16 protein-coding genes and 2 pseudogenes are annotated in these 18,859 nt (G+C 44.3%); 5 read left to right on the forward strand and 13 right to left on the reverse strand.

Annotated elements, in window-relative coordinates; genetic code table 11:
• Positions 1 to 289: 289 nt before the first annotated feature.
• The 6 genes from DW830_RS13225 to trpD all read right to left on the reverse strand — a co-directional run bounded on the left by DW830_RS13225 (position 290) and on the right by trpD (position 6,404).
• Entirely contained in the window at positions 290 to 1,771 is a 1,482-nt protein-coding gene (locus DW830_RS13225) for an anthranilate synthase component I family protein (protein WP_119250233.1), read from the reverse strand.
• 136 nt (positions 1,772 to 1,907) lie between these two features.
• Positions 1,908 to 3,107, reverse strand: a complete 1,200-nt coding sequence (gene trpB / locus DW830_RS13230; RefSeq protein ID WP_119250234.1) for a tryptophan synthase subunit beta — start codon at positions 3,105 to 3,107, stop codon at positions 1,908 to 1,910.
• Between the two features lie 56 nt (positions 3,108 to 3,163).
• Positions 3,164 to 3,940, reverse strand: coding sequence for a tryptophan synthase subunit alpha (trpA, locus tag DW830_RS13235; RefSeq protein ID WP_119250235.1), 777 nt, complete (start codon positions 3,938 to 3,940; stop codon positions 3,164 to 3,166).
• Positions 3,941 to 3,950: 10 nt separating this feature from the next.
• Positions 3,951 to 4,580 (reverse strand): phosphoribosylanthranilate isomerase, encoded by a 630-nt coding sequence (locus DW830_RS13240; RefSeq protein ID WP_119250236.1) that lies wholly within the window; start codon positions 4,578 to 4,580, stop codon positions 3,951 to 3,953.
• Positions 4,581 to 4,584: 4 nt separating this feature from the next.
• The gene (gene trpC / locus DW830_RS13245; RefSeq protein ID WP_117662699.1) at positions 4,585 to 5,394 is read right to left on the reverse strand and encodes an indole-3-glycerol phosphate synthase TrpC; all 810 of its coding nucleotides are present in this window, start codon (positions 5,392 to 5,394) and stop codon (positions 4,585 to 4,587) included.
• Positions 5,395 to 5,399: 5 nt separating this feature from the next.
• Positions 5,400 to 6,404 carry an anthranilate phosphoribosyltransferase gene (trpD, locus tag DW830_RS13250; protein WP_199656151.1) on the reverse strand — a complete coding sequence of 335 codons (1,005 nt, stop codon included), beginning with the start codon at positions 6,402 to 6,404 and terminating at the stop codon, positions 5,400 to 5,402.
• A 568-nt stretch (positions 6,405 to 6,972) separates the two neighbouring features.
• Here trpD and DW830_RS16960 point away from each other — a divergent pair.
• Positions 6,973 to 7,101: a hypothetical protein gene (locus DW830_RS16960; RefSeq protein WP_254918927.1), complete on the forward strand. Its 129-nt coding sequence runs from the start codon at positions 6,973 to 6,975 to the stop codon at positions 7,099 to 7,101.
• A gap of 32 nt (positions 7,102 to 7,133) precedes the next feature.
• A complete protein-coding gene (gene rpe / locus DW830_RS13255; RefSeq protein ID WP_117662697.1) occupies positions 7,134 to 7,799 on the forward strand; it encodes a ribulose-phosphate 3-epimerase in 666 nt (221 codons plus the stop codon).
• A gap of 102 nt (positions 7,800 to 7,901) precedes the next feature.
• On the opposite strand, the gene DW830_RS13260 is transcribed toward rpe, so the two are convergent.
• Complete coding sequence (locus DW830_RS13260; RefSeq protein ID WP_089544251.1) at positions 7,902 to 8,498, reverse strand: sigma-70 family RNA polymerase sigma factor; 597 nt, start codon at positions 8,496 to 8,498, stop codon at positions 7,902 to 7,904.
• Positions 8,499 to 8,715: 217 nt separating this feature from the next.
• Here DW830_RS13260 and DW830_RS15915 point away from each other — a divergent pair, with 217 nt between their 5' ends.
• Positions 8,716 to 8,892: a hypothetical protein gene (locus DW830_RS15915; protein WP_158573506.1), complete on the forward strand. Its 177-nt coding sequence runs from the start codon at positions 8,716 to 8,718 to the stop codon at positions 8,890 to 8,892.
• 70 nt (positions 8,893 to 8,962) lie between these two features.
• Here DW830_RS15915 and DW830_RS13270 read toward each other — a convergent pair.
• The 3 genes and pseudogenes from DW830_RS13270 to DW830_RS13280 form a co-directional block, all read right to left on the reverse strand.
• Positions 8,963 to 10,395: pseudogene (locus DW830_RS13270) on the reverse strand (alpha-amylase).
• A gap of 72 nt (positions 10,396 to 10,467) precedes the next feature.
• Positions 10,468 to 11,736, reverse strand: a complete 1,269-nt coding sequence (locus DW830_RS13275) for a glycosyltransferase family 4 protein (protein ID WP_089544254.1) — start codon at positions 11,734 to 11,736, stop codon at positions 10,468 to 10,470.
• A gap of 17 nt (positions 11,737 to 11,753) precedes the next feature.
• Positions 11,754 to 13,697 (reverse strand): glycogen debranching enzyme N-terminal domain-containing protein, encoded by a 1,944-nt coding sequence (locus DW830_RS13280; RefSeq protein ID WP_119250238.1) that lies wholly within the window; start codon positions 13,695 to 13,697, stop codon positions 11,754 to 11,756.
• Positions 13,698 to 13,917: 220 nt separating this feature from the next.
• Here DW830_RS13280 and DW830_RS13285 point away from each other — a divergent pair, with 220 nt between their 5' ends.
• Positions 13,918 to 14,622, forward strand: coding sequence for a Crp/Fnr family transcriptional regulator (locus DW830_RS13285; RefSeq protein WP_119250239.1), 705 nt, complete (start codon positions 13,918 to 13,920; stop codon positions 14,620 to 14,622).
• Between the two features lie 59 nt (positions 14,623 to 14,681).
• Here DW830_RS13285 and DW830_RS13290 read toward each other — a convergent pair whose 3' ends face one another.
• From DW830_RS13290 to gap, 3 genes and pseudogenes are all read right to left on the reverse strand, one after another.
• The gene (locus tag DW830_RS13290; protein ID WP_119250240.1) at positions 14,682 to 15,614 is read right to left on the reverse strand and encodes a diacylglycerol/lipid kinase family protein; all 933 of its coding nucleotides are present in this window, start codon (positions 15,612 to 15,614) and stop codon (positions 14,682 to 14,684) included.
• A gap of 5 nt (positions 15,615 to 15,619) precedes the next feature.
• On the reverse strand, positions 15,620 to 16,594 hold the full coding sequence (gene miaA / locus DW830_RS13295) for a tRNA (adenosine(37)-N6)-dimethylallyltransferase MiaA (RefSeq protein ID WP_119250241.1): 975 nt from the start codon (positions 16,592 to 16,594) through the stop codon (positions 15,620 to 15,622).
• Positions 16,595 to 16,736: 142 nt separating this feature from the next.
• A pseudogene (gene gap, locus DW830_RS13300) lies at positions 16,737 to 17,767 on the reverse strand (type I glyceraldehyde-3-phosphate dehydrogenase).
• Positions 17,768 to 18,182: 415 nt separating this feature from the next.
• On the opposite strand from gap, the gene mscL reads away from it, so the two are divergent.
• Positions 18,183 to 18,617, forward strand: coding sequence for a large-conductance mechanosensitive channel protein MscL (gene mscL / locus DW830_RS13305; RefSeq protein ID WP_119250242.1), 435 nt, complete (start codon positions 18,183 to 18,185; stop codon positions 18,615 to 18,617).
• Positions 18,618 to 18,859: the final 242 nt, after the last annotated feature.

Consider the following 18,859-nt stretch of genomic DNA (forward strand, 5'->3'; position numbering starts at 1 on the left):
AATGCTTCGTTCACATCACTAAATGTTGCCAAGGTAACTATGAAGGAGATGGGAATGGAATATTCTATGTCTTCATTCAAGTCACTGATGACCAACATTTATCTGGTGAGACGAATTTTTAAAGCATGCGGGTACATCCCGAACCGAACTTTAATTAGCAAGATTTTCAAAGATCTCTCGTGCTTACAGCGTATAGCTGCTTAGCACATTATTGAATTATTAACGAACTATTGTTATTTATTATTGATTATTTATTATTGATTATTCCTCACCAATCACTAATCACTACCTAGAGCTTCTCAGCAATATGAATTGCCTTAGTCAAAGCTCCTAATTTATTATTACACTCTTCCAACTCATACTGATCGTTGCTCTTCGCCACAACTCCACTTCCAGCCTGGAACCAGAGTTCGCCATTACGGCTGATAAAAGTACGAATTACAATAGCCTGATTCAAATCGCCGTTCAGTCCTATGAATCCGATACATCCACCATAAGCACCACGATTGTGAGGCTCCAATTCAGAGATAATCTGCATCGCTCTCACCTTAGGCGCACCACTCAAGGTGCCAGCAGGGAAAGTATCAATGAATTCCTTAATATGGTCAGCATTCTGATCCAATGTTCCGCTCACACGGCTCACCAGATGAATCACGTGACTGTAAAACTGCATATCCTTATAGAAATCCACCTTCACATTGTGGCAGTTACGGCTCAAATCATTTCGTGCCAAATCCACAAGCATGACATGTTCTGCATTCTCCTTTGGGTCATTACGGAGAAATTCTGCAGCCTTTCTATCCTGTTCCATATCACCCGTTCGGCGGGTCGTTCCTGCAATAGGATCAATGAAAGCCTTCTCTCCTACAATACGATTATGAGTTTCAGGTGAAGAACCGAAGATACGGAAGCCACCAAAATCGAAATAGAAAAGATAAGGTGACGGATTGATGCTGCGCAAGGCACGGTAGAGCTTGAAGTCATCCCCCTCATAACGCTGCACAAATCTTCGGCTCACCACAATCTGGAACACATCGCCACGCATACAATGCAGGATACACTTGCGAATATTCGCCTTGTGCTCCTCATCAGTAAGAGTAGAGGTTGTTTCGCCTACCGGATGGAAATCATAAGGCTTCACATTTGCCTTGTTCACCGCCTTCATCAATGCATCCAACTCAGCATTGCCGACAGCCCTATTTGCCTCAGAAGCCTGATCATCATCAGCGGTTCCCTCTTCACCATACAGTTCGTTCAAAGCGATAAGTTGCATCGTATTATTGAAATGATCGAACACGATGATGTCCTTATACATAATATAATAGATATCCGGTGCATCATTCTTTGCCATCGTGGTATCCTTTACAGGGATATTCTCGAAGTAGCGTACAGCATTGAAGGTCGTGAATCCATAAAGTCCACAGAAATTCTTCCCCTCTCCCTCAACATGGAAACTCTGGATGAACTCATTGAAAGCCTTCGAAATGGCGAGCTTACAATCTTCTCCCTTTCCGTCGCCAAAAGCTGGAAGTTGCTGTTTTTCAACACTGCCATCAGGATAAGTCTTGATAACCTCTCCATGACTCACGGCAATGCTAGCCAATGGATGTACACCAATAAAGGAACGGGAATTTTCAGAACCATGGTAGTCGCTACTCTCCATCAGAGCCGACTGGGGGTAAATATCTCTCAATCGCATATAAACTCCCACAGGCGTATAGAGGTCGGCGAGAATCGTGCGAGTTACTGTCGTATAATTAAACTTAGCCATTTTTTCTTATTGATTGAACTTTAACTAATTACACCCACATGCCCTGAAAGGGCAGAAGCTCCTAGCCCAGGGTAACACCCTGGGTAGTAATGAGTGTAAGCCTGTCGCCCTGAAAGGGCAAAAGCTTTAAAATACTTTAGAAATTTCCATATTCTCCAGCCATTTCCTTATGGCTCAAATAGGTTTCTACATCCTTGTCACCACGGCCAGAAACGGTCAAAACAACCACGTCGTCCTTCTTGAACTTCATTTTCTTCAAGGCAGCCACAGCATGAGCACTTTCAATGGCTGGTATGATGCCCTCCATACGAGTCAGTTCGTAACCGGCATAGATAGCCTCATCATCCTTGATGGCAAGTACATGACTTCTGCCTCTTGTTGCCAAGTCTGCATGCATAGGTCCAATACCCGGATAATCCAAACCGGCACTGATAGTGAAGGCTTCCTCAATCTGTCCATCCTCTGTCTGCATCACAAGCGTACGGGCACCGTGAATGATTCCCTCTGTACCACAATGCATGGTTGCAGCCGTGTAATTAGTATCAATACCATGACCGGCAGCCTCAGCCAGATAGATCTGAACCCGTTCATCATCGATATAATGATAGATGGTGCCTGCAGCATTGCTACCGCCACCAACACAAGCGATGAGGTAATCAGGATAATCGCGGCCAATCTTCTCTTCCAACTGCCATTTCAGCTCCTCACTGATTACACTCTGCATCTTTGCTACGATATCAGGATAAGGATGAGGTCCCATCGTAGAACCTACAATATAGAATGTATCCTGTGGATGACAGCACCAGTCGCGGATAGCCTCTGAGCATGCATCACTCAAAGTCATATTGCCCGTACGGACAGGATTCACCTTGGCACCCAGCATCTTCATACGCTCCACATTGGTATGCTGGCGCTCCACATCGGTAGCACCCATGAAGATTTCACACTTCATATCCATCAAGGCACAGACGGTGGCAGTTGCAACTCCATGCTGTCCGGCACCGGTTTCGGCAATGATACGCGTTTTACCCATCTTCTTTGCCATCAGAATCTGACCGATGGTATTGTTAATCTTGTGCGCACCGGTATGATTCAGATCCTCACGCTTCAGATAGAGTTGGCATCCATACTTTTCGCTCATTCTCTTCGCATAGTAAAGAGGTGAAGGGCGGCCAACATAATCCTTCAGGAGCGCATAATACTCTTTTTTGAACTCCTCGCTCTCTATGATAGGCTTATAAGCCTCCTGAAGCTCAGTTACACACTTATATAAAATCTCTGGAACATAAGCTCCTCCGAATTTTCCAAAAAATCCTTTATCGTCAACTTGATACATAATACTTGAAACTTTGAACTTTGAACTTTGAACTTGATGATTACTTTCTTTGAACCTTAATGTTTCAATGCCTCGAAGAGTTCATCGAGTGCCTGGTCTGGATTGCCTACTTCATTGAGCAATGTCACAAACTTACTACCTATGATGGCACCTGCTGCGTTATCCTGTGCACTCGTAAGAGTCTGCTTGTTACTGATTCCGAAACCAATCATACGAGGATTACGAAGATTCATACCATTGATATGATTAAAATAAGCCAACTTAGCATCGCCGAAGCTACTCTGGGCGCCCGTAATACTGGCAGAGCTGACCATATAGATAAAGCCGTCAGTATGTTCGTCTATGAATCGGATACGCTCCTCACTTGTCTCTGGGGTAATCATCATGATAACGCGAATATCATATTTGTCAGCAATAGGCTTTACCACTTTCAGATAATCATCAAATGGAAGATCAGGAATGATAGTTCCACTTACACCACTTTCTACACAACTCTGGAAGAATTTCTCAATTCCGTAGTGCATGATAGGATTCAGATAGCCCATCAGCACAAGTGGCAACTGCACTTCATTCTTGATGGCCTTCAACTGAGCGAAGAGCTTCTTTACAGTCATACCATTCTTCAAAGCCTTGATACCAGCACTCTGAATGACAGGTCCATCTGCCAGAGGATCACTGAACGGGATTCCTACCTCTATCATATCTATTCCCTTGCGCTCCATCGCCTTTATCACATCACCCGTTCCTTCAAGGGTTGGGCAACCTGCGCAGAAATACAAGCTCAAAAGCTTGCGGTCTTTATTGTTTGCAAACAATGCATTTATCTTATTCATAATACTCTTTTTAAACTTCTTTGTTTTCTATATTTTCAAGAAATGTATTCAACTTCTCCACATCCTTTAAGCCCGGCTTCACCTCGAACTTCGAATTCAGATCGATTCCGATACACTTTGGATGATGGAAGTTCCTGACTCTCTCTACATCCTCCGGCCCTATTCCACCACTCAAGATGAATGGAACATCGCCATCGTAATTCTCCAAAACCTGCCAATCAAACTGCTGACCACTTCCACCCACCGTTTTACACTTGGTATCGAATAGGAAGTAATCAACAGCACCTACATATTCCTTATATTTCAGGATATCCCCGGCTGTGGAAACGCTGATAGCCTTGATAACTTTCAACAAGCCATTCTGCTTATGAAGCAGTTCACAGAGTTCGCGGCTCTCATTTCCATGCAACTGCACGGCATTCAAATCAAACAGATGAATCTTATCAGAAATCAATCCAGCAGATTCATTGACAAAGACACCCACTCTGCAAACATTCTTATCTGCAGCCGTTCGATCCACAGATTGAGAAGCGAATCTCGGCGACTTTGGGTAGAAGATGAATCCCATCATATCCACCCCTAGCTGAGCCACCTTTTCTATATTCTCAGGCTCACGCATTCCACAAACCTTTACTAACATCTGCCTATGATTTTAATTGATTGATAAATTGAGCGAGCGCCTCTCCAGGCTCAGCCTGTTTCATAAACTGCTCACCCATCAGGAACCCCCTGAATCCACCTTCTTCTCTTAATCTGAGAACAGTCTGGGGCTGGGAGATTCCACTCTCACTCACTCTGCATACATCCTTCGGAAGCATTTCGGACAGTCGGAAACTGTTTTCCACATCCGTCACAAAGGTTCCGAGGTTGCGGTTATTGATTCCGTACATATCCGGTTCCAACTCTGCATATTCGAAATCACGTTCGCCATGCATTTCCAAAAGAACCTCCAATCCCAGTTGATGAGCCATTCGCATCAGATTTCTGCATTCTTCCTTGGAAAGACAGGCTGCAATCAGCAACACCGCCGAAGCTCCACAATATCGAGCCTGCAAGAGCTGATATTCATCTACCACGAAGTTCTTATATAATATAGGTAGAGTTACACCTACATGGCGAGCCTCCTGGATAAACTCATCATAGCCACCAAAGTAATCTATGTCTGTGAGGATACTCAGCGCCGTTGCCCCATTCTGCTGATAGCTTAGAGGAATGATACTGGCCTTTCCCTCTTCCTTGATCCATCCTTTGCTAGGAGATTTACGCTTGAACTCTGCGATGATTCCAGTCTCCGACTTCATCAACGCTTCCTTCATGCTTCCACCCGGAACACATCCTTCATCCTCCTGCATCTTCTGCTCAGTGAGGGTAATCATCTGGCGGGGTTGGATAAAGCGTTTACGCTGTTCTATCTCGATTCTCTTGTGAGCGATGATTTCTTCTAAAATATCCATTTTCCTTAACTATTGAGTTCCACGAATTTCTTGAATGTAGCAAGAGCCTTTCCAGAATCAATGCTTTCGCGTGCAATCTCCACGCATTCATCGATGCTCTTCTTTCCCTTCTCCATCACCTGGATGCCGAAGGCTGCATTGGCAAGCACGATATTCTTCTGCGCTGGCAGGGCACGATTTTCGACTACTGCATCAAAAATATCCTTTGCTTCCTGCTCGGTAGCTCCGCCTCTCACCTCTTCAGGTTTGGCTATCTCGAAGCCCAGATCCTGTGGCTTGAAGATTCTCTCGTAATTGTTGGTAGTAACCTTGAAATCACTGGTAAGTGAAATTTCATCATAACCATCAATGCTGTTTACGATTCCGTAATCTATGCCGATTTTCTGGTAAACCTGATTATAGAGACGCATCTGGTCGAGGTTGGCAACACCGAGCAACTGGCATTTTGGCTGACTAGGATTAACCAAAGGTCCCAGGAGATTGAAGACGGTAGGAAACTGAAGTGCCTTGCGGATAGGACCCACAAACTTCATTGCCTTGGCGAAAAGCTGAGCGTGAAGATAAACGATTCCAGCCTCATCGAGAGAACGGTTGAGTTTATCAAGATCATCAGTAAACTGCACTCCGTGATTCTTGATAACATTGGAAGCACCACTCACCGAAGTTGCAGCGAAGTTACCATGTTTAGCCACTTTATATCCTGCACCAGCAATGACGAAACAAGAGGTAGTAGAGATATTGAAAGTATTCTTGCGATCACCACCAGTTCCTACAACATCGATATATCGGTCACAATTGAGAATGGCAGGAACACCAGTCTCCAAAATACCATCACGGAAACCGAGAAGTTCATCTACAGTCACACCGCGCATCTGCAAACCAGTAAGCAGGGCTGTAATCTGTTCCTCGGGAAACTCACTCTGAGTAATTCCCAGGATAATATTCTTGGTCTCTTCACGGGTCAACTCCTCGTGGTTCAACATTCTGTTCAAGATATTCTTCATTTCCATAATCCTGTTCTCCTATATATTTTTATTTTGTTAATACTCTTTCAAGTAAGAATCATTTTCCGAAACTCCCCAGATATGTAAAAAGGGCCTGTCGTAAGTTACGGCAGGCCCTTAGTATATTTGGATTTGCATCCACACGGGTACTCGACTCACGACTTTCTAGATCTTGAGTTACGCCACCACCATGCTGTAGATACAAACGAGTTCATCATATTTTTAATTTTTTATTTTGTTTCTTTTAATTATAATTTGTTACTGGCATAGTCACTACAACTAACCGATTGCAAAATTACACTTTTTCTACGAAATAGCAAACTTTTTATCTCAAAAATAATCATTTTAACAGAAAAAAGTTGTTTTCTTCTTATTTTTCTCTTTCTTTTTACCCTTACACCTTATTATATAAAAGTAATCGGAGTACTATTCACAAAAAAATATAAGCACCAGATATAATAAAACCACAAGGTCATCGTTTATGAATATATAAGCATCATGATGAGGAATCATTCCCATAACCGATGCCAATCAGAAACAGCATAGTATTAATCAATTCATAAAAAATATGCCTATGAAGCATTTATTTACTTCCGAAGAGATGAGACCATCTGCCAAGACCATCTATTTCATCAAACAGATGGCTTACACTTATCGCGCATTCAAGAAGAATGAATCTTGCAAGGCGTATTTCATCAACTGATTGCAACATATAATCAAAGTAAAGAAATAAAAATGAAGACAATGGTTTCCCCTTCTCTCCTCTCAGCCAATTTCATTGACTTGAAGAGCGATGTAGAAATGATCAATAAGAGTGAAGCAGACTGGCTCCACATGGACATTATGGATGGTGTATTCGTGCCCAACATCTCCTTCGGTTTCCCTGTATTGGAAGCCGTGGCGAAAGTTTGCACCAAACCTCTCGACGTACACTTCATGATTGTACACCCAGAGCAATACATAGAGCAAACCGCCAAGATTGGTGCCATGATGATGAATGTGCACTACGAGGCATGCACTCACTTACACCGTACTATCCAGCAGATTCATGCAGCTGGTATGAAGGCTGGCGTAACCCTCAATCCTTCTACTCCTGTAAATGTCCTGGAAGATATCATCTGCGATGTGGATATGGTGCTGCTGATGAGCGTGAACCCTGGATTCGGCGGACAGAAGTTTATAGAAAACACCATCAAGAAGGTACATCGCCTACGCAAGCTCATCAAGGAGAGCGGCAGCCATGCACTTATCGAGATAGATGGTGGTGTACAGGGTGAAACTGCCCCACGACTCGTACAGGCTGGAGCCGATGTACTGGTGAGTGGCAGCTACGTCTTCAAGAGTTCAGATCCTTGTGCAACTATTCACAATCTGAAAGAATTGAAAAAGGAAGAGGACTAAAGAATTTCGACCTGTATGGTTGAAATTACCCAATACGCCCTGAACCAACGATATAGAAGTAGCAAGAAGATTAAACTTCCCGCTGATAAAACAGCGGAAAGTTTAGTCAAGCTGCAAGCTGATGTGATAGTCCTTCGCCATACGACGTAGGTTATGAAGCGCATAACGCATACGTCCCAGACTCGTATTGATACTCACATTCGTCAATTCAGCAATCTCCTTGAAAGTCAACTGCTGATAGAATCTCATATATATGAGTTCCCGCTGGTTAGGAGGCAGAAAATCCACCAACCGTCTCACATCGCTCAACACCTGGTTGCGCACGATTTCCTTCTCCACAAAACTATCCGTCACAGCATCTCCCTTCAGACGAGAAAGATCATTATCGTTATGCTGGTCGGTAAAAAGCAGATTTTTGGCATCACGATAGCCATCGACAATTACATTGTGAGCTATACGCATAAGCCATGAGACAAACTTACCATTAGGCAAATATTGCCCATTCTGAAGTTTGACTATCGCCTTCACGAAAGTTTCCTGAAATATATCGTTCGCCAACTCTTCATCATGTACGACAAAGAGGATGTAAGAAAACAGCTTTACCTCACAGCGGGACAACAATAGGTCAAAAGCCTTATTGTCGCCCTCGACGTAAGCCAAGGCCAATTCTTCATCTGTCATTTGATTGAGTTTTCTCATTTCTTAATCCTTATTTTATCATTAAGTAAATGTCTAAATCGATAGGCGAATCTTTATTTGAAGTATTAATAATGTTAAATTTCACCGCAAAGATACACTTTTTTGTTAGAACAGCCAAATTTTTAACTAAAAAACTATCGGAAATATATTTTTTATGTATCTTTGTAACCAAATTGCGACAAACAAAATTTTTATTCATTAATCTCTGAAACAAGCAATGAACCGATTATTCAAGACATTACTATTGTCTTTGCTCATTCCTGTATGTACACTACTCACCATGCATCTACGCATACAAGGCTACAGACTCGGACAGGGTCTCCGTCCACAGCTCATCAACTTCGTACGCAGCGAGCGCATCCTTATAAAAGATGTAACGAGTATTTCTAAATAAGAAGTCCCCCTCACTGCTCAACACGAGCCGCAAGGGAGACTAAAAGTTATGAGTAATCTAAATTCTAAGCTTACTTCTCTTCTGCAGCCTCAGCAGGCTTTTCTGCTGTCTTCTTGGCTGTAGTTCTCTTGGCTGGTGCCTTCTTGGCAGCAGTCTTCTTGGCAGCTGGCTTCTCAGACTTCTCTGCACGAAGCTTTGCTACCTCCTTCTCAATCTTCTCTATCTTAGCCTGGAGACGGGTAATCTCCTTGTCCTTCATCTCGATTTCCTCATCCTGGTTGGTGATGGTGGTAAGAAGACCCTCCAACTGATCATTATCTACATCAGTAGGATAGAGATCGTTTACTCGGTTGATGAAGTCACCAAGAATATTCATATAGTTGGTGAATGCATCGAATGGACTGGCATAAATACCTCTGTCAAGACCTACGTTGCTAGGCTTGGTGGTCATGAAGCGGAAGTTATTGCTTGCCTGGAGATAATCCCAGTCCTGATTGATACGTGGATCATTGGCGATACGTACACGATCAGCTACGCTATAAAGCTTGTTGAAAGCCTCGCGCTGCATTGGGTTACCGAGCCAAGAACTTACGTCACGCTCCTCATCTACCCAACTCAATGTATCAGGTACATTAATCTCACCTACAGACTTGATCTTCTTGCAGATTTCAGTAGGAGTAGAGAACGTAATGCCACGCTGCTTAGCGCATTCAGGCAAAGCTTCATAAACTCAAGGATGTTGCTAGACAATGGCTGAGCAATACCAAGAGCCGACAACTCCATGAAGATATTGATAACCTGCTCCTCCTCTGGGAATGAAGCAATGTCGTTCATATAGTTATCCGCGAAGAGTGGATAGCCCTCCCAGTCGCTGTTGGCGAAGCGCAAAGAGATATCATCGCTCAGACGTACATCACGAAGCAAGAGCTTGAGCTTTGGATTCATCGCACAGTGATATACATAGTGTGGTGACTTCCAACCCAATACGTGCTTAGCACCTTCGGTAAGCATACCCACGAAGTCCATATCAGCTACAGTAGCACCAATCTCATCGCTATAGATGAGAGAAGAGTTGCGGAGTACGGTAGGCTTCTTGCCGAAGTACTCTTCAATCTTTGTGCACTGGCGCTTCACCTCAGACTTGAAGGTCTCCTCGTTGACGAGAGAAGAAAGGCCGTGAGAATAAGGCTCTGCGAGGAACTCTACACAACCGGTCTGGTTCAATTCCTGCAACTTCTCCAAAACCTGAGGAGCGTGAAGCTCCAACTGCTCCATACCGACACCAGAGAGCGAGAAGGCAACCTTGAAATACTGACCGCTCTTCTCAATCATCTCCTGGATAGCATTGAGTGCAGGCATGTAAGAGCGCTCTGCGATGTCGTTGATGCTACGCTCATTCTCATAATCATCATAGTAATAATGATCAGTACCGATGTCGAAGAAGCGGTAGCGTTTCAGATGGGTAATCTGATGTATCTCGAAATATAAACAAATTGTTTTCATACTTTGAACTTTAAATTTTGAACTTTGAACTTTATGATTAGCCCTTTAACATTTAACATTAAATATTAAACATTACTTCCATCCCAAAGTCTTGAGATAGAGATCCTTGATGCGGGCTCCCACTTTCTCCCAGGTAATCTGATCTACTTCCTTTCTGCCTTCCTCTGAGAGATAATCGAAGAGACTCTCGTTGTGGCAGATGCTGTAGATAGCATCGGCAAGGGCATGGATATCCCAGTAATCTACCTTGATACAGTTGGTGAGGATTTCACCGCAACCACTCTGTTTAGAGATAATGGTAGGTGTACCACACTGCATAGCCTCCAAAGGAGAGATACCGAATGGCTCACTCACGGATGGCATTACATATACATCACTATCCTTCAGGCACTCATATACCTGCTTGCCTCGCATGAAACCAGGGAAGTGGAAACGGTCGGCAATACCTCTTTCGGCTGCCAGATAAATCATCTGATCCATCATATCGCCCGAACCTGCCATGCAGAAACGCACGTTGCGGGTACGGTGCAACACCATATTGGCTGCCTCTACGAAATACTCAGGACCCTTCTGCATGGTGAGACGTCCCAGGAAGGTTACCACCTTCTCCTTGCCCTTATGGTCTGGGCGTGGAATGTCCTGCCACTCCTGCTTCAATGGATACACCGCATTGTGCATGGCAAAGCACTTGCGTGGATCCTGATGATACTGGTTAATCACGGTCTGACGGGTCAACTCAGATACACACATGATGCAGTCGGCATTATCCATACCGTCCTTCTCGATAGCATATACGGTAGGGTTCACCTTACCACGGCTACGGTCGAAGTCGGTAGCATGTACATGGATGCACAATGGCTTGCCACTCACTCGCTTGGCATGGATACCAGCAGGGAATGTCAACCAGTCGTGGGCGTGGATAATATCAAATTCTTCGCTACGGGCAACAACGCCAGCGATGATGCTGTAGTTGTTGATCTCGTCGTGGAGATTAGATGGATAACCGCCGGCAAAATCCATACAGCCGAGGTCATTCACGTTCATATAGTTAAAGTCGGCATAGATGTGGTCACGGTAGCGGAAATAGTCATCAGGATTCATGATGTTGCCCACACGCTGCTGCACATAGTCATGATTGACGTCGCGCCAGGCGATAGGCACACTGTTCATAGCCACAAATTTACATGCACTGCGATCCTCATCACCGAAAGGATGAGGCAGACACAATGTAATATCGACATCTCCCTGGGCATGCAAGCCCTGGGTGATACCAAAGTTGGCAGTAGCCAAGCCACCAAATACGTGAGGAGGATACTCCCATCCAAACATTAATACTTTCATATAGCGTCCTCCTTATATTAATATTGATACTTTTCTAGTAATTCGAGCGCACGGAGAATCTCTGCCACGTTCATGGCGAAAGATATGGCGCCTCGACCTGAGAATGGTGGGTTGCCATCGAAGAGCTCGCTGATTGTACCAAGGCAGTGATAAGACATTTCGTCGTCGTAACCTACCATCTGGCGCTCAACGAAACTCAAGCGGGTACGCTTGTAGAGTTTCAAGCTTGCCTCCATATAGAAACCACCCAGCCATGGCCATGCTGTTCCCTGATGGTAAGCATAGTCGCGCTGTGTCTGAGGACCTACATAGATAGGATTATAACCGCCACTCTTAGGTGAGAGTGAGCGCAATCCCTTAGGTGTAAGGAGTTCGCGGGTACAGATATCAAGTACCTTCTTCTTCTGGTCTTGTGACAATGGAGAATAATCGAATGCCACTGGGAAGATCATATTTGGTCGAACACTCCAATCCATCATATTGCCATCTACATAGTCATAGAGATAGCCATACTCATTGAGGAATGTATCAACGAACGACTTCTTGGTAACCTCAGCCTGAGCCAGCAATTCCTGCTGTGCATCCTCTTCGCCTGCTGTTCCTGCCAAAGCAGCACAGAAGCACAAAGCGTTATACCACAGAGCATTGAACTCTACGATATATCCGGTACGAGGCACTACAGGGCGGCCATTAGCCGTAGAGTTCATCCAGGTCACAGCCTTGTCCTTACCATTGGTATAGAGCAAGCCGTTCTCCATCAACTCCAGGTTAGGGTGCTTGTTGTCTCTGATGAAATTGATGACATCCTTGATAAACTGACCATACTTCTTGTAGCACTCCTCCTTAGAGGTCTCCTTGGCATACTGCTGAAGAGCCCAGATAGCCCAGAGAGGTACGTCAGGCATCTCGATTTCTGTAATATGAGTAGTAAGAGGCTTATCCTCCATGAACTCATAGTATCCGCGCATGGCTGTCTGCATCACAAGCTCGAAGTAGTCGTTCTCCTCGATTGAGAGAGTAAGACCTGGGAGCGAAATGAATGTATCACGTGCACGGCACTTGAACCATGGATAACCAGCCTGAATGTAGCGGTCGTCGTTCTTTTCACGGCGATGGAACTGATGTGCAGCATTCACCAGGCAATGGAAGAAATTATCGCGAGGTGCACGTTCATCCACCTCTTTATCAAAGAGTTTCTTCAAGCTGGTAGTCTTGATTTCAGATGTAGCTGCAGCAAAGACAATAGACTCGCCTTTCTTGATATCCATCTCGAAATATCCTGGTACATAGAGGTCTTCATTAGAAGCATAACCTCTCTCCTGCTCCTTAGGATATTCCACACCACGATACCAATCTGGGCAGAATTTAAACTCGTTCTTCTTTGAGAACTGCATATAGAGGTCTGGATAACCAGCATACATACATGTCTTAATTCCGTTGTCAACACCAGAGTAGTCACGAGATGCGGTTGCATTCTCATGGGTAAACTGACGCACGCTGCGGAACGCCAAGAAAGGACGGAAACGAAGTGTTGTGGCAGAATGACCGTCAACCAGCGTATAGCGGATCAGGATTCGATCTTCATAATGCTGGAAGACTACCTCTTTCTTGAGGATCACACCACCCACGCGGTAAAGTGTAGTAGGCACCTTATCGCAATCAAACTCACGAATGTACTTGTGGCCCAACGGACTGAAGTTGTTGCCCTGGTACTTATGCAGACCAAGATTGAATTCAGCACCATGCTGAATCACCGTAACATCCAGAGAACTCAAGAGAACATGGTTGTCGTCGTCCAGCTCAGGAACCGGTACAACCAGAAGTCCGTGGTACTTACGGATATTACAGTCCACTATCGTTGAGCACGAATATGCGCCCGAGCGATTAGTCCTTAACAACTCTTTCGGCAATGACTCTTGTAAGTTGGTCATCAGGGCCTTTTCGAATTTTAGATAACTCATAGATCTATATTAAGGTTTTAATATTTGTTGACTATATTTATTGCATTCAAAGGTACGGCTTTTTTGCGGGAAGACAAAGGAAAAAGTGACACATTTTTAGAAAATCTTACTTTTGTATGTTTTAAAACATATTTTTAGCGTTTTTTATTGAGTTATATCAAAAAAAATGTGTAATTTTGCAGCCGATTTAACGAACTAGTGCATAAATAGACGAACGATAATGGTTGAAAAGAAGAAAGATGCGAATAAAGCTAAGGTAGCCCGAGAGATTTCGAAAATATGGGGCGGACTCGAGAGCGACCAGATTGCAACATTGAAAGAACATGTTGAAATCACCAAATACAAGAAAGGAGAAATGATTTATCAGTGCGATGAAACTCCCACTGATGCAATGTGTCTTCTCACTGGCAAAGTGAAGATATTCAAGGATGGCATCAACGGAAAAAGCCAGATTATCCGCGTCATCAAGCCGAACGAATTCTTCGGATTCCGTGCTTATTTCGCAAACGAAATCTACAAGACTGCAGCTCAGGCTTTGGATACTTGCACCGTAGTCCATTTTCCACTACCCGTACTGATGAAGCTGCTGCAGAAAAGCTACAAGATCGGACACTACTTCATCAAGTACCTGAGTGTAGAGATCGGAAAATCAGACGACCGCACTGTCAATCTCACCCAGAAGCACATCCGTGCCCGCCTCGCAGAAGCACTTCTGTTTCTGCATGATTCATACGGACTGGCTAAAGACGGAGTCACACTAGACTGCAGCCTGAGCCGTGAAGACCTCGCCAACATATCCAACATGACAACGAGCAACTGCATCCGCACACTCTCAGCCTTTGTTTCAGAAGGTCTGATAGAAACGAATGTCAGAAAGATCAAGATTCTCAATGAAGAGGAAATCAAGAAAATAGCAAAAGGATAAAAGCCACAACATAACCAATGAGGGTGAGTTCTAATCATAGAACTCACCCTCATTGGCGTTTATGCAGGAATCAGGAAGTTGATGACTTCCTGAATTACAGTTATCTTATAAGACCCCACAGGCGTATTCATCAATCTTCCATCAATGCCAATCAAGGCATGAGAAGCCTCCTCTACCTCCACCTCGCGGGTACGGTAAGGATGCACACTCTTATGATTCAGGAACTTTCCCTTTACAAAGAGATAAATACCCTCAAAAAGCTGGGTCATCTGCGGATGATAAACCACAGAGACATCCAGCAGACCATTATACGGCACGGCATTTGGAGTCTGACCATAGCCGGAAGCATTGCCCACACACATCGTCATCACTCTGCGCTTGATGACATCAGAGTTGATCCTGATATGCATCTTGTAGTCGAGACGCTGGAAAATCATCAGAATGAACGAGAAAATGAAAGACAGCGTACGGGAACCGAAGACATGACGGGTCTGGCGACGCAGATTCATAATCGCTGCAATGAGTCCGATGTTCACACAGTTGAGGAAATAGCGCAAGCACTTCTCCCCCTTCTTGTTGGTGTATCGGATACATCCCAGGTCAATCTTTCTCACCCTGCGCTTCTTGAGCCAAGCCACCGTCTGCTCCACGTTACTGTCATCGAATCCCCAGAAACGGGCGAAATCATTCATCAGTCCATTAGGAATCACTCCCAACGCCACTTCATTGCGCTCGGAAGCATCCATCTGCATCAGACTATTAACGGCATCATTGAGCGCAGAATCTCCGCCAACAATCACTATCGTCTTATAGCCATTGTTGACAAACATCTTCACCAGTCGCTCTACGCTTTTCTGGTTTTCGCTCTGCACAAAGTCGTAATCCACGCCCTGCTGCCTGAGCACCTTTTCTATCTTTTCCCAGCGTTTGGCACTGCGCCAACCGCCACGGGGACAATACAGAAGCCCCCACTTATTTTCATTCACTGCCATGATTTTTACTTTGAACTTTTAATTATCTCCAGCACCTGCTCCACTTTCTGTTCCATCGGCTGCAGAGCATCTATCCAATGAATGGTAAAACCTCTTCTCTCCATACCGCGGAACCAGGTCATCTGGCGCTTGGCAAACTGATGGATGGCTATCTCCAGACCTCTGAACATTTCCTCATAGGTGGTTTTGCCAATCACATATTCGGTGATAAACTTATATTCCAAACCATAATAGATGAGGTTTTCTGCCGGAATTCCCCTATCGAGCAAACCTTTGATTTCATCCACCATCCCTTCCTGGAGTCTCTGATTCAGCCTTCGGGTAATCTTCTCTCTACGGGCATCACGATCAATACCGACACCTATGATGAGCGAATCAACAGCAGGCAATTCCCGTTCCGGCATAGGATGCTCCAGATTATAGGTTTCAATCTCAATAGCCCGGATAGCCCGCTGTGCAGTATCCACATCTGTGCGATTGTGCATATTGGAACCCGTCTTAGCCTTCAGCTCTTTCAGCATCACCGTAAGCTCATCCAGGCTCTTATCAGCCAGCCGGTCTCTCAACTCCTGGTTCTGTGGTACAGGCGAAAGATGATATCCCTTGAGCACAGACTCGATATACAGTCCTGTTCCGCCGCACAAGATAGGCAGCACGCCCCGTTTCCGGATATCGAGATAGGCATCATAGAAATCTTGCTGATATTCAAAGAGGTTATACTTGGTTCCCGGTTCGCAGATATCTATTAAGTGATAAGGTATCAACTTACCGTCCACCGTATAATCTTCCAGGTCTTTTCCCGTACCGATGTCCATGCCACGATACACCTGGCGACTATCGGCGCTGATAATCTCCGCCCCCTGGGTAGTTTCACCCCACGCAGCAGCATCCAAGCCGTTAATCTTGGAAGCAAGCGCTGCGGCAAGGCTCGTCTTTCCGCTCGCAGTAGGACCTAATATGGTAATCATCGTCTGTTTCATGCCGCAAAGATAAAGGAAATAATTGATAATACAAAATAAAACGAAAAGAAATTCTCACATCAAGACAATCTGAGATAAAAAAGCCGCCCAGCATCAGAAATGCTGGGCGGCAATATTTTCTTAATCGTTAAGAGGCAACGAATTAACCGTTGTGCTTCTTCATGATCTTGATCAACTCAACAACCTTGTGTGAGTAACCAATCTCGTTGTCATACCAAGAAACAACCTTAACGAAGTGTCTGTCAAGTAAACACCTGCGTTAGCGTCGAAGATAGATGTCAAAGCGCAACCCAAGAAGTCAGAAGAAACAACAGCATCCTCTGTGTAACCGAGTACACCCTTCAACTCACCCTCAGAAGCAGCCTTCATTGCAGCGCAGATAGCCTCCTTAGAAGCAGCCTTCTTCAAGTTAACTGTCAAGTCAACAACAGATACGTCCAAAGTAGGAACACGCATAGAGATACCTGTCAACTTACCGTTCAACTCAGGGATAACCTTACCTACAGCCTTAGCAGCACCTGTAGAAGAAGGGATGATGTTGCCAGCAGCTGCACGGCCACCACGCCAGTCCTTCATAGATGGACCGTCAACAGTCTTCTGTGTAGCAGTTGTAGAGTGAACAGTTGTCATCAAACCTGTCTCGATACCGAAGTTATCGTTCAATACCTTAGCGATAGGAGCCAAGCAGTTTGTTGTACAAGAAGCGTTAGAAACGATCTTCTGACCGTTGTACTTGTCAGTGTTAACACCGCAAACGAACATATCAGCCTGGTTACCGTTAGCGTCAGCCTTAGAAGGAGCAGAAAGTACTACATACTTAGCACCAGCCTTCAAGTGCTTCTCAGCCTTGTCGTAAGCGAGGAAGAGACCTGTAGACTCAACTACGTACTCAGCACCAACCTCATCCCACTTCAAGTTCTCAGGATCACGCTCAGCAGTAACACGGATGTGGTTACCGTTTACGATCAACTCGTTCTTCTCAACGTCAGCCTCGATAGTACCGTCGAACTGACCGTGCATTGTATCATACTTCAACATGTAAGCCATGTAATCAACTGGGCACAAGTCATTGATAGCTACTACCTGTACTTCCTTTGCGTTCTCAGCCTCAACTGTAGAACGGAATACGAAACGACCGATACGGCCAAATCCGTTAATACCAATCTTAATCATTGTTCTAATATTTAAATTAAAAGTTTAAAAATTATATCTTTTAAGCTATCAAGCGAATCCGAAGGAGCTGATAACACCTTTTTTCATCCCTATCAAGCATTTTTCTTCTTTTCGAGCGCAAAGTTACAAAAAATTTTCTAACTTTGCACACGAATAGAGTATTAAATAAGTTAAAAAAGGGCGATAGAACTCGAATATTACCTATTTTTAGCACTTTAAGATGCCATACTGACAACTCCATATTGCAAAATGCAATTATTAGAAGGAAATAGAGTATGACACCAGAAGATAAAGTGAAGGTTGCGACTGAAACTTACACCTTATTATATTAAGGGGGAAAAGCTTCATGGCTCACTGAAAAGCAAAAAAGAGACCATTTCAAGGAAAGTATTAATCATTATAAACATTAAAGACTATGGGTAAATTTTTGAATGAATTCAAGCAATTCGCCATGCGTGGCAACGTGCTCGACATGGCAGTCGGTGTGATCATCGGTGGTGCTTTCGGCAAAATCGTAAGTTCTGTAGTAGATGACATCATCATGCCTCCTATCGGATGGCTCATTGGCGGTGTCAACTTCTCCGACCTCAAAGTCACTCTTCCTGCCGTAGAGATGATCGGTGGCGAGAAACTTCAGGCAGCAACCATCAATTATGGCAATTTTCTCCAGACAACTCTCGACTTCCTCATCGTTGCCTTCTGTGTATTCATGCTCATCAAGGTAGTGAACAAGGTTACCGCCAAGAAACAGGAAGAGAAGCCTGCTGAAGCTCCTAAGGCCCCAGAGCCTACTCCGGAAGAGAAGCTTCTGACAGAGATTCGCGATTTGCTGAAAGACCAGAAGGGATAACCACTGTTTTTCATGGCAGGATAAAAAAAAGAAGACAGGAATGAGAGGATATGAATACTACTATCAAGACTTGAGAAGAATTCTATCCAAGCCATTCCTGCCCACCCTTAAAGAAAAATATATTTTCCCTTAAGGGTTTTTATTTTTTCCTTAAGGGAAAATATATTTTTCCTTAAGGAAAAAGAAAGTTTCTCTTAAGAGATTTTCCACCAAATTTAACTTGTAAAGTTATTTATTACTAA

The sequence above is a fragment of the Prevotella sp. AM34-19LB genome, from assembly GCF_003468525.1.
Taxonomy (GTDB): Bacteria; Bacteroidota; Bacteroidia; order Bacteroidales; family Bacteroidaceae; genus Prevotella.

What these genes read in the sequence shown, in the direction of transcription:
- DW830_RS13290 (WP_119250240.1), bottom strand. Translation starts at nt 15,614, where the DNA reads ATGGCAGTGAATGAAAATAAGTGGGGGCTTCTGTATTGTCCCCGTGGC.
- trpB (WP_119250234.1), bottom strand. Translation starts at nt 3,107, where the DNA reads ATGTATCAAGTTGACGATAAAGGATTTTTTGGAAAATTCGGAGGAGCT.
- DW830_RS13285 (WP_119250239.1), top strand. Translation starts at nt 13,918, where the DNA reads ATGGTTGAAAAGAAGAAAGATGCGAATAAAGCTAAGGTAGCCCGAGAG.
- trpD (WP_199656151.1), bottom strand. Translation starts at nt 6,404, where the DNA reads ATGGAAATGAAGAATATCTTGAACAGAATGTTGAACCACGAGGAGTTG.
- rpe (WP_117662697.1), top strand. Translation starts at nt 7,134, where the DNA reads ATGAAGACAATGGTTTCCCCTTCTCTCCTCTCAGCCAATTTCATTGAC.
- trpA (WP_119250235.1), bottom strand. Translation starts at nt 3,940, where the DNA reads ATGAATAAGATAAATGCATTGTTTGCAAACAATAAAGACCGCAAGCTT.
- DW830_RS16960 (WP_254918927.1), top strand. Translation starts at nt 6,973, where the DNA reads ATGAAGCATTTATTTACTTCCGAAGAGATGAGACCATCTGCCAAGACC.
- mscL (WP_119250242.1), top strand. Translation starts at nt 18,183, where the DNA reads ATGGGTAAATTTTTGAATGAATTCAAGCAATTCGCCATGCGTGGCAAC.
- DW830_RS13225 (WP_119250233.1), bottom strand. Translation starts at nt 1,771, where the DNA reads ATGGCTAAGTTTAATTATACGACAGTAACTCGCACGATTCTCGCCGAC.
- DW830_RS15915 (WP_158573506.1), top strand. Translation starts at nt 8,716, where the DNA reads ATGAACCGATTATTCAAGACATTACTATTGTCTTTGCTCATTCCTGTA.
- trpC (WP_117662699.1), bottom strand. Translation starts at nt 5,394, where the DNA reads ATGGATATTTTAGAAGAAATCATCGCTCACAAGAGAATCGAGATAGAA.
- DW830_RS13260 (WP_089544251.1), bottom strand. Translation starts at nt 8,498, where the DNA reads ATGAGAAAACTCAATCAAATGACAGATGAAGAATTGGCCTTGGCTTAC.
- DW830_RS13275 (WP_089544254.1), bottom strand. Translation starts at nt 11,736, where the DNA reads ATGAAAGTATTAATGTTTGGATGGGAGTATCCTCCTCACGTATTTGGT.
- DW830_RS13240 (WP_119250236.1), bottom strand. Translation starts at nt 4,580, where the DNA reads ATGTTAGTAAAGGTTTGTGGAATGCGTGAGCCTGAGAATATAGAAAAG.
- DW830_RS13280 (WP_119250238.1), bottom strand. Translation starts at nt 13,697, where the DNA reads ATGAGTTATCTAAAATTCGAAAAGGCCCTGATGACCAACTTACAAGAG.
- miaA (WP_119250241.1), bottom strand. Translation starts at nt 16,594, where the DNA reads ATGAAACAGACGATGATTACCATATTAGGTCCTACTGCGAGCGGAAAG.